The organism is Pseudomonas bharatica CSV86, assembly GCF_000319305.2.
Classification (GTDB): domain Bacteria; phylum Pseudomonadota; class Gammaproteobacteria; order Pseudomonadales; family Pseudomonadaceae; genus Aquipseudomonas; species Aquipseudomonas bharatica.
Genome location: NZ_AMWJ02000004.1, coordinates 352,365 through 367,363, shown reverse-complemented (window position 1 = coordinate 367,363; position 14,999 = coordinate 352,365). Strand labels below are relative to the sequence as shown.

Sequence of the window (14,999 nt, the reverse complement as noted above, 5' to 3'; positions counted from 1 at the left end):
TGGCAAGCCAGCTCCCACAGGGGACGGTGTCGGCTTCTGAATGGCAAAAAAAAGCCCCGCCAAACGACGGGGTTGAGGTACGAGCGTGGCAGCTCGAAAGGGTTGCAGGCCTGCGTCCCCCGGTGGGGGGACACAGGCCGGACAGCAGTTACAGCAGCAAGGTGCGGATGTCGCCCAGCACGTCGCCCAGACGCTTGGTGAAGCGGGCGGCGGCGGCGCCGTTGATCACGCGGTGATCGTAGGACAGCGACAGCGGCAGCATCAGCTTCGGCTGGAAGGCCTTGCCGTCCCAGACCGGCTGGATGGTGGCCTTGGAAACACCGAGGATCGCCACTTCCGGCGCGTTGACGATCGGCGTGAAGCCGGTACCGCCAATGTGGCCGAGGCTGGAGATGGTGAAGCAGGCGCCTTGCATCTCGTCGGCCGAGAGCTTCTTGGTCCGGGCTTTTTCAGCCAGGGCCGCGGCTTCGGCAGCGAGTTGCAGCAGGCTCTTCTGGTCGACGTTCTTGATTACCGGTACCAGCAGGCCATCCGGGGTGTCGACGGCAAAGCCGATGTGCACGTATTTCTTGCGGATGATGGCCTTGCCGCTCGGGCCAGCGAACTGTTGAAGTCCGGCAGTTCCTTGAGCAGGTGGGCACAGGCTTTCAGCAGCAGCGGCAGCACGGTCAGCTTGACGCCGGCTTTCTCGGCGACGGCTTTCTGCGCTACGCGGAAGGCTTCCAGCTCGGTGATGTCGGCCGAATCGAACTGGGTCACGTGTGGCACGTTCAGCCAGCTGCGGTGCAGGTTGGCAGCACCGACCTGCATCAGGCGGGTCAGGGCCACTTCTTCCACTTCACCGAACTTGCTGAAGTCGACGGCCGGGATCGGCGGAATGCCGGCGCCGCCGGTAGCGCCGCCAGCGGCTGGCGCTTCCTTGGCCTTCTGCATCATCGCCTTGACGTACACCTGCACGTCTTCCTTCAGCACACGACCATGCGGACCGGTCGGCGATACGGCGCTCAGTTCGACGCCAAATTCGCGGGCCAGTTGGCGCACGGCAGGGCCGGCATGGACTTTCGCACCGCTCGGCGCAGGCGCAGCGGCCGGAGCGGCAGCGGCTGGGGCCGGAGCTGCGGCAGCAGGTGCCGGGGCAGCAGCAGGCGCGGCAGCCGGAGCCGGTGCAGCAGCGGCAGGCGCTGGAGCAGCAGCAGGCGCGCTGCCTGCGACCTTCAGTTTCAGGATCAGGTCACCGGTGCCGACTTCGTCGTCCAGCTTGGCGATCACGGCTTCGACCACGCCAGCGGCTGGCGACGGGATCTCCATGGAGGCCTTGTCGGACTCCAGGGTGATCAGCGACTGGTCGGCTTCGACGGTATCGCCAACCTTGACCAGCACTTCGATGATCTTGGCCTTGCCCGACGAGCCGATGTCCGGCACGTGGATGTCCTGGACGGCAGCAGCAGCCGAAGCGGCTGGCGCCGGGGCCGGAGCAGGTGCAGCCTCGGCCGGTGCAGCAGCAGGCGCGGCAGCGGCAGGTGCGGCGGCCGGAGCCTCGGGGGCCGCGGCAGCGGCACCCTCGACTTCCAGTTCCAGCAGTTCGTCGCCTTCCTTCAGGCGGTCGCCCAGCTTCACTTTCAGCGCCTTGATCACGCCGGCCTTGGGTGCCGGGATCTCCATGGAGGCCTTGTCGGACTCCAGGGTCAGCAGGCTCTGGTCCGCTTCGATACGGTCACCGACCTTGACGAACAGCTCGATGATTTCACCTTCACCGCTGCCGATGTCAGGTACGCGAATGAGTTCGCTCACTTAAAAATACTCCTCAGCAGTCCAGTGGGTTGCGCTTGTCCGGGTCGATGCCGAACTTGACGATGGCGTCGGCCACCACCTTCGGTTCGATCTCGCCGCGGTCAGCCAGGGCTTCCAGGGCAGCCAGCACGACGAAGTGACGGTCGACTTCGAAGAAGTGACGCAGCTTCTTGCGGCTGTCGCTGCGACCGAAGCCATCGGTACCCAGGACCTTGAACTCTTTGCTCGGCACCCACTGGCGAATCTGCTCGGCGAACAGCTTCATGTAGTCGGTGGAGGCGATGACCGGGCCCTTGCGGCCAGCCAGGCACTCTTCGACGTAGGTGACCTGAGGCTTCTGGCCCGGCTTCAGGCGGTTGCTGCGCTCTACGGCCAGGCCGTCGCGACGCAGTTCGTTGAAGCTGGTGACGGACCAGACGTCGGCGCCGACGTTGTACTCGTCGCGCAGGATCTTCGCCGCTTCGCGGACTTCGCGCAGGATGGTGCCCGAGCCCAGCAGCTGGACGTGGTGCGCCGCGTCGCGGGTGTCTTCTTCGAGCAGGTACATGCCCTTGATGATGCCTTCCTCGACGCCGGCCGGCATGGCTGGCTGGGTGTAGGCTTCGTTCATCACGGTGATGTAGTAGAAGACGTCCTGCTGCTCTTCGGTCATCTTCTTCATGCCGTCCTGGATGATCACCGCCAGCTCGTAGCCGTAGGTCGGATCATAGGTGCGGCAGTTCGGGATGGTGCCGGCAAGCATGTGGCTGTGACCGTCTTCGTGCTGCAGGCCTTCACCGTTCAGGGTGGTACGGCCGGCGGTACCGCCGATCAGGAAGCCGCGGGTACGGCTGTCGCCGGCCGCCCAGGCCAGGTCGCCGATACGCTGGAAGCCGAACATCGAGTAGAAGATGTAGAACGGCAGCATCGGCTGGTTGTGGTTCGAGTACGAGGTACCGGCCGCGATGAACGACGACATGGCGCCGGCTTCGTTGATGCCTTCCTCGAGGATCTGGCCCTTCTTGTCCTCGCGGTAGAACATCACCTGGTCCTTGTCGACCGGCTCGTAGAGCTGGCCCACGGACGAGTAGATGCCCAGTTGGCGGAACATGCCTTCCATACCGAAGGTACGGGCTTCGTCCGGGATGATCGGGACGATGCGCTGGCCGATTTCCTTGTCCTTGACCAGTTGCGCGAGGATCCGCACGAAGGCCATGGTGGTGGAGATTTCACGGTCGCCCGAACCGTCCAGGATCGCCTTCAGGGTTTCCAGCGGAGGCGTCGGGATGCTGAACGACTTGCTGCGGCGCTGCGGTACGAAACCGCCCAGTGCGGCGCGGCGCTCGGCCAGGTAGCGAGCTTCGGCGCTGCCTTCTTCAGGCTTGAAGAACGGCAGGTTTTCCAGCTCTTCGTCCTTGACCGGGATGTCGAAGCGGTCGCGGAAGTGACGCAGGCTCTCGACATCGACCTTCTTGGTGTTGTGCGCAGTGTTCTTGGCTTCGCCAGCACCGGTACCGTAGCCCTTGATGGTCTTGGCCAGGATGACGGTCGGCTGCTCTTTGTGGTTGACCGCCTGGTGGTAGGCCGCATAGACCTTGTACGGGTCGTGGCCGCCACGGTTGAGCTTCCAGATCTCGTCGTCGGACAGGTCGGCGACCATGGCCTTGAGTTCCGGGGTATTGAAGAAGTGCTCACGGACGAACGCGCCGTCCTTGGCCTTGTAGTTCTGGTACTCGCCGTCGATGACTTCGTCCATGCGGCGCTGCAGGATACCGTCGGTGTCCTTGGCCAGCAGCGGATCCCAGAAGCGGCCCCAGACCACCTTGTTGACGTTCCAGCCACCGCCACGGAACACGCCTTCGAGTTCCTGGATGATCTTGCCGTTGCCGCGAACCGGGCCGTCGAGGCGCTGCAGGTTGCAGTTGATGACGAAGATCAGGTTGTCCAGCTTCTCGCGGCCGGCCAGGGCGATCGCGCCCAGGGATTCCGGCTCGTCGCACTCGCCGTCGCCCATGAAGCACCAGACTTTCTGCTTGCCGGCAGGGATGTAGCCGCGGGCTTCCAGGTACTTCATGAAGCGCGCCTGGTAGATCGCCTGGATCGGACCCAGACCCATGGAAACGGTCGGGAACTGCCAGAAGTCAGGCATCAGCCATGGGTGCGGGTAGGACGACAGGCCGTTGCCATCGACTTCCTGGCGGAAGTTGTTCATCTGCTCTTCGCTGATGCGGCCTTCCATGAAGGCACGGGCGTACACGCCTGGAGAAGCGTGGCCCTGGAAGAAGATCAGGTCGCCGCCATGCTCCTCGGTAGGAGCCTGGAAGAAGTAGTTGAAGCCGATGTCGTACAGCGTGGCGCTGGAGGCGAACGAGGAGATGTGACCACCCAGGTCCGAGTCCTTCAGGTTGGTGCGCATGACCATCGCCAGGGCGTTCCAGCGAACCAGCGAGCGAATGCGGCGTTCCATGAACAGGTCGCCAGGCATGCGTGCTTCGTGGGTTACCGGAATGGTGTTGCGATACGGCGTGGTGATTGCGTATGGCAGCTGCGAGCCACTACGGGTGGCCAGCTCGCCCATACGGGTCATCAGGTAGTGAGCGCGGTCTTCGCCTTCTTTGTCGAGGACCGACTCAAGGGCGTCCAGCCATTCCTGGGTTTCGACGGGATCGAGGTCTTGCATGGCTTGCTCCAGGGCGGAAAGGCTTCCAGAATCGGTTGCCTGAAGTTTGCGACTGGCCTTTTGGGCAGACGACATGAATTCTTGGATTACCGAGGGTGGTCTCGGCGGCGTGTAGTTTTACTACAAATCGATCCGCCTTTACACGCCTTCTACTGAAAAAAGCAGTAGTAAAACTACATCAAACCCATCCGAGCCTTGCTAACGGCTTGTGGGAAAAAACGATACCGGTGATTCGAAACCGGTCGACAAAAGGCTTCTCGCGATGATTTCTGCCAAGAAAAACGCAAATGCCGCTATTTTCAACTTTTGTACGACAGTCCAGCCCGGGCCACGCCCTGACGCTGTAGCCACCACCTGCTTTTGCCCGCCGATCAAGGATAGACCATGAGCCTGCCTTCGCTGGTCGCACTGCCAGATACCCTCCAACACCTGACCGGCAGCAATGAACAGTCGCTGCGCAGCGCCGTGGCCGCTGTCGATGGCCTGAGCCTCGACGCTTGGACCGCCGAGCGCTGGGCCGCGTTCGCCCGGGTCGCCGCCGCCAGCGAATTCGTTCTCGAACAGAGCCTGCGCGACCCGGCCATGCTCCTGTCGCTGGCCGAAAGCGGCGAGCTGGAGCGGCGTTTCGCGCCGGGCGAACTGTGCGCGCAACTGGCCGCCGCCGCCCAGACCGCGACCACCGAGGACGAACTGGCGCGCAACCTGCGCCGCCAGCGCACCCGGCACCAGGTACGGATCATCTGGCGCGACCTGACCCGCCAGGCCGACCTGGTGGAAACCTGCCGCGACCTCTCGGGCATGGCCGACGCCGCCATCGACCAGGCCTATCAATGGCTCTATCCGCGCCACTGCCAGCAATTCGGTACGCCGATCGGCAACCGCAGCGGCCAGCCGCAACAGATGGTGGTGCTGGGCATGGGCAAGCTCGGCGCAGTGGAGTTGAACCTGTCGTCGGACATCGACCTGATCTTCGCCTTCCCCGAAGGCGGCGAGACCGAAGGCGTGAAGCGCTCGCTGGATAACCAGGAGTTCTTCAACCGTCTCGGCCAGCGCCTGATCAAGGCCCTCGACCCGATCACCGTCGACGGCTTCGTCTTCCGCGTCGACATGCGCCTGCGCCCCTATGGCTCGGCCGGCGCCCTGACCCTGAGCTTCAATGCCCTGGAACAGTACTACCAGGACCAGGGCCGCGACTGGGAACGCTACGCCATGATCAAGGCCCGGGTTGTCGCCGGCGACCAGGTGGCCGGCAGCCAGTTGCTGGAAATGCTGCGGCCCTTCGTCTACCGCCGCTACCTGGACTTCTCGGCGATCGAAGCGCTGCGCACCATGAAGCAGCTGATCCAGCAGGAGGTCCGGCGCAAGGGCATGTCCGGGAACATCAAGCTCGGTGCCGGGGGTATCCGCGAGGTGGAATTCATCGCCCAGGCCTTCCAGCTGATCCACGGTGGCCGCGACCTGAGCCTGCAACAGCGCCCGTTGCTCAAGGTGCTGGCGACCCTCGAAGGCCAGGGCTACCTGCCCGCGCCGGTGGTCGAGGAACTGCGCGAGGGCTATATGTTCCTGCGCTACACCGAGCACGCGATCCAGGCCATCGCCGACCGCCAGACCCAGATGCTCCCCGACGGCGACCTCGACCGTGCGCGCATCGCCTTCATGCTCGGTTTCCCGGACTGGGCCGCGTTCCATGACCGGCTGATGCATTGGCGCGCCCGTATCGACTGGCACTTCCGCCAGGTCATCGCCGACCCGGATGAGGACGAAGGCGAAGGCGAGGTGGTGGTCGGTGGCGAGTGGCTGCCGCTCTGGGAAGAAGCCCAGGACGAGGAAGCCGCCTGCCGTCAGTTGGAAGATGCCGGTTTCCGCGATGCACCGCGGGCCATCAAACTGCTCGCCGGCCTGCGTTCCAGCCCGCAGTTGCGCGCGATGCAGCGCCTCGGCCGCGAACGTCTCGATGCCTTTATCCCGCGCCTGCTGGCCCAGGCCGTGGAGCACGACGACCCCGACCTGGTGCTGGAGCGTGTCCTGCCCCTGGTCGAAGCCGTGGCCCGGCGTTCGGCCTACCTGGTGCTGCTCACCGAAAACCCCGGCGCCCTGCGCCGCCTGCTGACCCTGTGCGCGGCCAGCCCTTGGATCGCCGAACAGATCGCCCGCTTCCCGCTGCTGCTCGACGAACTCCTCAACGAAAGCCGCCTGTTCAGCCCGCCCCTGGCCCCTGAACTGGCTGCCGAGCTGCGCGAACGCCTGACCCGCATTCCCGAGGACGACCTCGAACAGCAGATGGAAGCCCTGCGCCACTTCAAGCTGGCCCACAGCCTGCGGGTCGCCGCGTCGGAAATCGCCGGCAGCCTGCCGCTGATGAAGGTCAGCGACTACCTGACCTGGCTTGCCGAGGCCATCCTCGACCAGGTGCTGGCCCTGGCCTGGCGCCAGACCGTGGCCCGCCATGGCCGGCCCCAGCGCAGCGACGGCAGCCCGTGCGATCCGGGCTTCATCATCGTCGGCTACGGCAAGGTCGGCGGCATCGAGCTGGGACATGGCTCGGACCTCGACCTGGTGTTCATCCACGACGGCGATCCGCAGGCCGAGACCGACGGCGCCAAGCCCATCGACAGTGCCCAATTCTTTACCCGCCTGGGCCAGCGCATCATCCACCTGCTGACCACCCAGACCGCCTCCGGCCAGCTCTACGACGTGGACATGCGCCTGCGACCCTCCGGCGCCTCCGGGCTGCTGGTCAGCTCGGTCGGCGCCTTCGAGCGCTACCAGCAGAACGAAGCCTGGACCTGGGAACACCAGGCCCTGGTCCGCGCCCGGGTGCTGGTGGGTTGCCCGCAGGTCGGCGCGGCCTTCGAGGGCGTGCGGGCCCGTGTCCTGGGCAAGCAGCGCGACCTGGCCGGCCTGCGCAGCGAGGTCAGCGAGATGCGCGCCAAGATGCGCGACAACCTCGGAACCAAATCCACCGCCGCCGGAACCGCCGCCAATGCCTACGACAGCGGCGTTCCCTTCGATATCAAGCAGGATGCCGGTGGTATCGTCGATATTGAATTTATGGTGCAATACGCCGCGCTCGCCTGGTCCCACAGCCATCCGGCGCTGCTGCGCTACACCGACAATATCCGCATCCTCGAAGGCCTCGAGGACGCCGGGCTGGTCCCGGCCAGCGATGCGGTGCTGCTGCGCGAGGTGTACAAGGCGTTCCGCTCCGCCGCTCACCGCCAGGCCTTGCAGAAACAGGCCGGGGTGATCGATGCCGGGCAGTTCGTCAACGAGCGCCAGCAGGTACGGCGGATCTGGAGCGAACTGGGACTGAGCTGAAACGTGATCGGGACCCGGCGGCAGGAAGCCCGCCTACACTGAGCGTCGTGGACGGTTGTCACCGAGCCTGAATATATAAAGAAGGGAGGCCAGTGCTGTTGCAAGACAGGCTGCAGCCTCCCTGATCGTTTCTGGATAAAGCATGAGAATTTTGATCATAGGGCCCAGTTGGGTGGGCGACATGGTAATGGCGCAGACGCTGTTCCAGGTCCTGAAGCAGCGTCACGCCGATTGCGTGATCGACGTGCTGGCGCCCGAATGGAGCCGGCCGATCCTCGAACGCATGCCGCAGGTTCGCCAGGCCTTGAGCTTCCCGCTCGGCCATGGCGTGCTCGACCTCGCCACCCGTCGGCGCATCGGCAAGTCGCTGGTCGGCCAGTACGACCAGGCGATCCTCCTGCCCAACTCGCTGAAATCGGCACTGGTGCCGTTCTTCGCGAAAATCCCCAAGCGCACCGGCTGGCGTGGCGAATTCCGCTACGGCCTGCTCAACGACGTGCGTCGCCTGGATAAAGAGCGCTACCCGCTGATGATCGAGCGCTTCATGGCCCTCGCATACCCGGCCGGCAGCGATCTGCCGCAGCCGTATCCGCGCCCGGCCCTGCAGATCGAAGCCGCCAGCCGCGACACCGCCCTGGCCAAGTTCGGCCTGGAGCTGGATCGCCCGGTCCTGGCCCTGTGCCCCGGCGCCGAGTTCGGCGAAGCGAAGAAATGGCCTGCCGAGCACTACGCCAAGGTCGCCGAGGCGAAAATCCGCGAAGGCTGGCAGGTCTGGCTGTTCGGTTCGAAGAACGACCACCCGGTCGGCGAGCAGATCCGCGAGCGCCTGATCCCGGGGTTCCGCGAAGAATCCGTGAACCTCGCCGGCGAAACCTCCCTGGCCGAGGCCATCGACCTGCTGTCCTGCGCCGACGCGGTGGTGTCCAACGACTCCGGCCTGATGCACGTCGCTGCCGCGCTGAACCGCCCGCTGGTGGCGGTGTACGGCTCCACCTCGCCGGGCTTCACCCCGCCCCTGGCCGACCAGGTGGAAGTAGTGCGCCTGGGCATCGAGTGCAGCCCGTGCTTCGACCGCACCTGCCGCTATGGCCATTACAACTGCCTGCGCCTGCTCGAACCGGGTGCGGTCAACGGCGCCCTGCAACGACTCGACGGCCCGGCGCTGGTCGATATCACCGAGGTTGATTAAGTGCGGGTTCTGCTGATCAAGACCTCATCCCTCGGCGATGTGATCCACGCCCTGCCGGCATTGACCGATGCGGCCCACGCCATCCCGGGCATCCGCTTCGACTGGGTGGTGGAAGAAGGCTTCGCCGAGATCCCGACCTGGCATCCGGCAGTGGACCAGGTGATCCCGGTGGCCATCCGCCGCTGGCGCAAGAACCTCTGGCAGACCTTCAGGAATGGCGAGTGGCGCCAGTTCAAGAAGCGCATCCGCGAGCAAAAGTACGACCTGGTGATCGACGCCCAGGGCCTGGTCAAGAGCGCCTGGCTGACCCGCTACGTGAAGAAGACGCCAATTGCCGGCCTCGACCGGTACTCGGCGCGCGAGGGTTTCTCCAGCCGCTTCTACGACCGCCGTCTGTCGGTTGCCAAGGGCCAGCACGCGGTGGAGCGCATCCGCCAGCTGTTCGCCCTGGCCCTGGGTTACGACATTCCCGAGGGCATCGGTAACTACGGCCTGGACCGCAGCCGCCTTGAAGAGGTCGGTGTCGCCCCTTATGTAGTGTTTCTCCACGGCACCACCTGGGACACCAAGCACTGGCCCGAGCTGTACTGGCGCCAGCTGGCCGAACGCCTGGGCCGGGCCGGCCTGCACGTGTGCCTGCCCTGGGGCAACCCGGTGGAAAAAGCCCGCGCCGAGCGCATCGCCCAGGACCTGAAGAATGCCCGGGTGCTGCCCAGGCTGAACCTGGCCGGGGTAGCCCGGGTACTGGCGTCGGCCAAGGCCTGCGTCGCGGTGGATACCGGGCTGGGCCACCTGGCGGCAGCGCTGGACGTGCCGACCGTTTCCCTGTTCGGCCCGACCAACCCGGGCCTGACCGGAGCCTATGGCAAGTCCCAGGTGCATGTCGCCAGCGACTTCCCCTGCGCGCCCTGCCTGCGCAAGAAATGCAACTACAAGCCGAGCGTCGAGGACCTGCGCCGGTTCGATCTCAAACGTGAGTGGCCACTGTGCTTCACTCGCCTGAATCCCGAACGGGTAGCGCGCCAGCTGGGCGAGCTGCTGCGGGCCGAGGATGTTCGTTGATGCAACTGGCTTTCGTGCTCTACAAGTATTTCCCCTTCGGCGGCCTGCAGCGCGACTTCATGCGCATCGCCCTGGAGTGCCAGCGCCGCGGGCACCGGATTCGTGTCTACACCCTGATCTGGGAAGGCGACGTACCACCCGGCTTCGAGGTGCTGGTGGCGCCGGTCAAGGCGCTGTTCAACCACCGCCGCAATGAAAAGCTCAGCGCCTGGATGGCGGCGGACCTGGCCAAACGCCCGGTGGACCGCCTGATCGGTTTCAACAAGATGCCCGGCCTGGACGTCTACTACGCCGCCGACGGCTGCTTCGAAGACAAGGCCCAGACCCTGCGAGGCGGCCTGTACCGCCGCTGGGGCCGCTACCGGCACTTCGCCGAGTACGAGCGTGCGGTGTTCGATCGCGAGGCGAAAACCGAAATCCTGATGATTTCCGAAGTCCAGCAGCCGCTGTTCATCAAGCACTACGGCACCCAGGAAGAACGTTTCCACCTGCTGCCGCCGGGCATCTCCCAGGACCGCCGCGCCCCGGCCAATGCCGCTGAGATCCGCGCCGGGTTCCGTCGTGAATTCAAGCTGGGCGAGGACGACCTGCTGCTGGTGCAGATCGGTTCCGGCTTCAAGACCAAGGGCACCGACCGCAGCCTCAAGGCCCTGGCCGCCCTGCCCCCGGCCCTGCGCAAGCGCACGCGGCTGATGGTCATCGGCCAGGACGATCCCAAGGTCTTCCAGTTGCAGGCCACCACCCTCGGCCTCGGCGACCAGGTGCAGTTCCTCAAGGGACGCAGCGATATACCGCGTTTCCTGCTCGGCGCCGACCTGCTGATCCACCCGGCCTACAACGAAAACACCGGCACCGTGCTGCTCGAGGCGCTGGTCGCCGGGCTGCCGGTGCTGGTCACTGCGGTCTGCGGCTACGCCCATTACATCGCCGAGGCCGACAGCGGCCTGGTGCTGGACGAACCTTTCGAGCAGGAGCAGTTGAACAGCTACCTGCAACGCATGCTCGAAGATCCCGCCGCCCGCGCCAGCTGGGGCCAGAACGGCCTGGCCTTCGCCGAAACCGCCGATCTGTACAGCATGCCGGAGCATGCCGCCGACGTGATCCTCGGTCAGGAGCGCTCATGAAACTGATACTCAAGGAGCCGTTCAAGCGGCTCTGGACCGGACGCGACCCCTTCGAGGCGGTCGAGGCCCTGCAGGGCGAGGTCTACCGCGAGCTGGAAGGCCGCCGCACGCTGCGCACCGAGGTCGCTGGCGAGGGCTTCTTCGTCAAGATCCACCGTGGCATCGGCTGGGGCGAGATCTTCAAGAACCTGTTCAGCGCCAAGCTGCCGGTGCTCGGTGCCGGCCAGGAGTGGACCGCTATCCAGCGCCTGCATGAAGCCGGCGTGCCGACCATGACCGCCGTGGCCTTCGGCGAGCGCGGCAGCAACCCGGCGACCCAGCATTCGTTCATCGTCACCGAGGAGCTGGCACCGACCATCAGCCTGGAAGATTTCAGCATCGACTGGGCCAGGCAGCCGCCCGAGCCGCGCCTCAAACGCGCCCTGATCGCCGAGGTGGCGAAGATGACCGGCAGCATGCACCGCGCCGGGGTCAACCATCGCGACTGCTACATCTGCCACTTCCTCCTGCACACCGACCGCCCGGTGACGGCGGATGACTTCCGCCTGTCGGTCATCGACCTGCACCGCGCCCAGACCCGTGACAGGATCACCCGGCGCTGGCGCGACAAGGACCTGGCTGCCCTGTACTTCTCGGCGCTGGACATCGGCCTTACCCGGCGCGACAAGCTGCGCTTCCTGCGCGGTTACTTCAGGCAGCCGCTGCGCCAGGTCCTGGCCGAGCAGGCGAGCCTGCTGCGCTGGCTGGACGGCAAGGCGCAAAAGCTCTATGAGCGCAAGCAACGGTATGGGGACGCGCTCTGATGGCGGGTTGGACACTGGAGCCGAAGTACGCGGCCCTGGCAGAGGATTTCGGCAGCATTGACGCGGTCTTCGCCCTCAAGGGCGAGCATCTGACCCGCGATCCGCTGAGCGAAGTGATCCGCGTCGAGCGTGACGGGGTCAACTACTACGTCAAACGCTACACCGGCGCCGGCAAGCATCTGCGCCGCTACTTGGGCAGGCCGCGGATCAAGGCCGAATGGCAGAACCTCAAGCAGTTCGCCAAATGGCAGATCCCCACCGCCGAAGTGGTTGCCTGCGGCCTGGAGCGCAACGGCCTGAGCTTCGGCCGCGGCGCCATGATCACCCGCGAGCTGCCGCGCACCGAAGACCTCTCGGCCCTGGCCGAACGCAACGATGCGCGCCTGCGCGACCGCCAGTGGGTCGATCACCTGAGCCGCCAACTGGCCCGGCATACCCGGGTGATGCATGACCACCACTTCACCCACAACGACCTGAAGTGGCGCAACCTCCTGGTGGACGATAACGGCACGCTATTCTTCATCGACTGCCCCACCGGCGACTTCTGGTGGGGCTTCATGCTGCGCTACCGCATCACCAAGGACCTGGCGTGCCTGGATAAAGTGGCGAAGTACCATCTTTCCGCCACCCAGCGCCTGCGCTTCTACCTGCAATACCGCCAGCGCGAACGCCTGAACGCGTCGGACAAGAAGCGCATCCGCCACATCGTGAAGTTTTTCGAGGGACGTGAATGAGTGATTTTGTCGCCAGTGCCGACGTGGCGCTGCTCGAACGCCATGGCTTGAACGGCTTCGAGCAGCTCTGGGCGCTGCAACTGGACGCGGTGGACGAGCCCAACACCGGACGCGGTGGCTGGAGCAGCGTGTTCCGCCTGGAGCTGGAGGGCAAGGGGTTCTACCTCAAGCGCCAAAGCGACTACCTGACCCATACCCTGCACGCCCCCTTCGGCGAGCCGACCTTCGCCCGCGAATTCCGCAATATCAGCCGTTACCAGAAGCTGCATATCCCGGCCCTGCAGGCGGTGTACTACGGCGAGCGCAAGGTCGAGGGCCAGCGTCGTGCGATCCTGATGACCCGCGCCCTCGATGAATGGACCGACCTCGACCTGCTGCTCGGCCAGTGGCAGGAACTGGACGATGGCCAGCGCCACGGCATCCTCCGTGCCTGCGGCCAGCTGGCGCGGACCCTGCACGGTGCCGGGCAGGTGCATGGCTGCTTCTATCCCAAGCACATCTTCCTGCGCGAACGCGGCGACGGCTGGAACGCGCAGCTGATCGACCTGGAAAAGACCCGCCCGCTGCTGTTCGGCCAGCGCGACCGGCTCAAGGACCTGGAACCGCTGCTGCGCCGCGCCCCGGTGTGGAGCGAGGCGCAGATCCGCCTGCTGCTGGCCGCGTACCTCGACCAGCCGGCGGACAGCTCGTTGGTGCAGGCCTGGCTGCAACGCTTGCTGCACCGCCGTCGTCACAAGGAGACCCGCTGATGCGCCTGTCTGAACTCAAGGATGCCGGCCGTACCCCGCAATTGCCCCTGGGCATCACTCTGGCCGATGCTGCCGGCAGCGCTGAACTGCAACTGCTCAGCCTGCTGCGGGTACTGCCGGGGCAGCGTTACGTCGGCGCGGGTGTCTGGCGCGGCAGGCCGGTGCTGGCCAAGCTGCTGGTCGGCAGCAATGCCGCCCGCCACTTTCAGCGCGAACTGGCCGGGGTGCGCCTGCTGGCGGACAACGGCGTGACCACCCCGCTGCTGCTCGCCGACGGCCTGGAAGAAGGCCAGGGCGGCTGGCTGCTGTTCGAATTCCTCGAAGGCTCGCGCAGCCTGGGCGATGCCTGGGCCGAGGTCGAGGGGCAGGCGCCGCTGAGCGACGCGCAGAGCCTGGTGCTCGGCGAAGCCCTGGCTGCCGTGGCGCAGTTGCATGCCAAGGGCCTGTGGCAGGACGACCTGCACCTGGACAACCTGCTGCGCCACAACGGCCAGCTGTTCATCATCGACGGTGGCGGCATCAAGGCCGAGACGCCGGGGCAGCCGTTGTCGCGCCAGCAGGTATTGCAGAACCTCGGCGTGCTCTTCGCCCAGTTGCCCAAGCGCCTGGAACCCTTCATCGAAGAGCTGCTGGTGCACTACCTGCTGGCCAACAGCGAGCACGCCCTGCCGCTGGAAGCATTGCAGAAACAGATCGACAAGGTGCGTCACTGGCGTATGAAGGACTACCTGGAAAAAGCCGGGCGCGACTGCACGCTGTTCGCGGTGGAGCGCGGGGCTTCCGGCCTGCGGGCCATCCCGCGCACGGAAGTGGCGGCGATGCTGCCGGTACTGGAGCAGGCCGACGCGCTGATCGACCAGGGCCACCTGTACAAGACCGGTGGCGCCGCCAGCGTAGCACGGGTCGAGTTCCAGGGCCGGCCACTGGTGATCAAGCGCTACAACATCAAGGATGCAGCCCACTGGTTCAAGCGCTTCTGGCGCCCGAGCCGGGCCTGGCATTCATGGATCGAAGGGCATCGCCTGGCGTTCCTCGGCTTCGCCACGCCAAAACCGCTGGCGGTGCTGGAAACACGTACGCTGGGGCTGCGGGGCAAGGCGTACCTGGTGACGGAATGGCTGGAAGGGCCGGACCTGATGACTGCTTTCGCGCCCTACGTGGAAAGCGGCGAGGTGCCGGAAGATCAGTTGGCAGCGTTGCAGAACCTGCTCGCCCGGTTGATCCACGAGCGCATCAGCCATGGCGACCTCAAGGCCTACAACCTGTTCTGGCAGGACGGGCAATGGGCGCTGATCGACCTGGACGCCATGAGCCAGCACGCGACGCAGATGAGCTTCGCCCCGGCCTTCGCCAAGGACCGCGCGCGGTTGCTGCGCAACTGGCCGGCGGAGAGTGCGCTGTACAAGCGGCTGGACGAGTGCCTGCCGAAACTCTCCGACTGACACACAAAACCTGTGGGAGCTGGCTTGCCAGCGATAGCTGTAGTGAATTCACCACAGCTATCGCTGCGGTTCGGCGGTCCGACAAGCCAGCTCCCACAGGTTCGGTGCACCCCATAAGAAAGGGGCCA

Annotated in this window: 9 protein-coding genes and 1 pseudogene; 8 read left to right on the top strand and 2 right to left on the bottom strand. The window is 65.5% G+C overall.

What is annotated here, in order from left to right; translation table 11 throughout:
* Window positions 1-148: 148 nt before the first annotated feature.
* Window positions 149-1,791, bottom strand: a pseudogene (gene aceF / locus CSV86_RS28175) (dihydrolipoyllysine-residue acetyltransferase).
* A gap of 13 nt (window positions 1,792-1,804) precedes the next feature.
* Window positions 1,805-4,450: a pyruvate dehydrogenase (acetyl-transferring), homodimeric type gene (gene aceE, locus CSV86_RS28170; protein WP_009404141.1), complete on the bottom strand. Its 2,646-nt coding sequence runs from the start codon at window positions 4,448-4,450 to the stop codon at window positions 1,805-1,807.
* A gap of 384 nt (window positions 4,451-4,834) precedes the next feature.
* Here aceE and glnE point away from each other — a divergent pair, with 384 nt between their 5' ends.
* From glnE to CSV86_RS28130, 8 genes are all read left to right on the top strand, one after another.
* Window positions 4,835-7,768, top strand: coding sequence for a bifunctional [glutamate--ammonia ligase]-adenylyl-L-tyrosine phosphorylase/[glutamate--ammonia-ligase] adenylyltransferase (gene glnE, locus CSV86_RS28165; protein WP_009404139.1), 2,934 nt, complete (start codon window positions 4,835-4,837; stop codon window positions 7,766-7,768).
* A gap of 142 nt (window positions 7,769-7,910) precedes the next feature.
* Window positions 7,911-8,957 carry a lipopolysaccharide heptosyltransferase II gene (waaF, locus tag CSV86_RS28160; protein WP_009404137.1) on the top strand — a complete coding sequence of 349 codons (1,047 nt, stop codon included), beginning with the start codon at window positions 7,911-7,913 and terminating at the stop codon, window positions 8,955-8,957.
* Entirely contained in the window at window positions 8,958-10,019 is a 1,062-nt protein-coding gene (gene waaC, locus CSV86_RS28155; RefSeq protein WP_009404135.1) for a lipopolysaccharide heptosyltransferase I, read from the top strand.
* Window positions 10,019-11,143, top strand: coding sequence for a glycosyltransferase family 4 protein (locus tag CSV86_RS28150; RefSeq protein ID WP_009404133.1), 1,125 nt, complete (start codon window positions 10,019-10,021; stop codon window positions 11,141-11,143). The genes waaC and CSV86_RS28150 overlap by 1 nt, the downstream gene beginning before the upstream one ends.
* Window positions 11,140-11,946 (top strand): lipopolysaccharide core heptose(I) kinase RfaP, encoded by an 807-nt coding sequence (rfaP, locus tag CSV86_RS28145; protein WP_009404131.1) that lies wholly within the window; start codon window positions 11,140-11,142, stop codon window positions 11,944-11,946. The genes CSV86_RS28150 and rfaP overlap by 4 nt, the downstream gene beginning before the upstream one ends.
* Window positions 11,946-12,680 (top strand): lipopolysaccharide kinase InaA family protein, encoded by a 735-nt coding sequence (locus tag CSV86_RS28140; protein WP_009404130.1) that lies wholly within the window; start codon window positions 11,946-11,948, stop codon window positions 12,678-12,680. Before rfaP ends, CSV86_RS28140 begins: the two co-directional genes overlap by 1 nt.
* Window positions 12,677-13,429: a lipopolysaccharide kinase InaA family protein gene (locus CSV86_RS28135; RefSeq protein WP_009404129.1), complete on the top strand. Its 753-nt coding sequence runs from the start codon at window positions 12,677-12,679 to the stop codon at window positions 13,427-13,429. The genes CSV86_RS28140 and CSV86_RS28135 overlap by 4 nt, the downstream gene beginning before the upstream one ends.
* Window positions 13,429-14,871, top strand: coding sequence for a lipopolysaccharide kinase InaA family protein (locus CSV86_RS28130; protein ID WP_009404128.1), 1,443 nt, complete (start codon window positions 13,429-13,431; stop codon window positions 14,869-14,871). The genes CSV86_RS28135 and CSV86_RS28130 overlap by 1 nt, the downstream gene beginning before the upstream one ends.
* Window positions 14,872-14,999: the final 128 nt, after the last annotated feature.

Excerpts from the sequence above, each read along its gene's own strand:
- aceE (WP_009404141.1), bottom strand. The coding sequence starts at position 4,450 with ATGCAAGACCTCGATCCCGTCGAAACCCAGGAATGGCTGGACGCCCTT.
- glnE (WP_009404139.1), top strand. The coding sequence starts at position 4,835 with ATGAGCCTGCCTTCGCTGGTCGCACTGCCAGATACCCTCCAACACCTG.
- waaF (WP_009404137.1), top strand. The coding sequence starts at position 7,911 with ATGAGAATTTTGATCATAGGGCCCAGTTGGGTGGGCGACATGGTAATG.
- CSV86_RS28150 (WP_009404133.1), top strand. The coding sequence starts at position 10,019 with ATGCAACTGGCTTTCGTGCTCTACAAGTATTTCCCCTTCGGCGGCCTG.
- rfaP (WP_009404131.1), top strand. The coding sequence starts at position 11,140 with ATGAAACTGATACTCAAGGAGCCGTTCAAGCGGCTCTGGACCGGACGC.
- CSV86_RS28140 (WP_009404130.1), top strand. The coding sequence starts at position 11,946 with ATGGCGGGTTGGACACTGGAGCCGAAGTACGCGGCCCTGGCAGAGGAT.
- CSV86_RS28135 (WP_009404129.1), top strand. The coding sequence starts at position 12,677 with ATGAGTGATTTTGTCGCCAGTGCCGACGTGGCGCTGCTCGAACGCCAT.
- CSV86_RS28130 (WP_009404128.1), top strand. The coding sequence starts at position 13,429 with ATGCGCCTGTCTGAACTCAAGGATGCCGGCCGTACCCCGCAATTGCCC.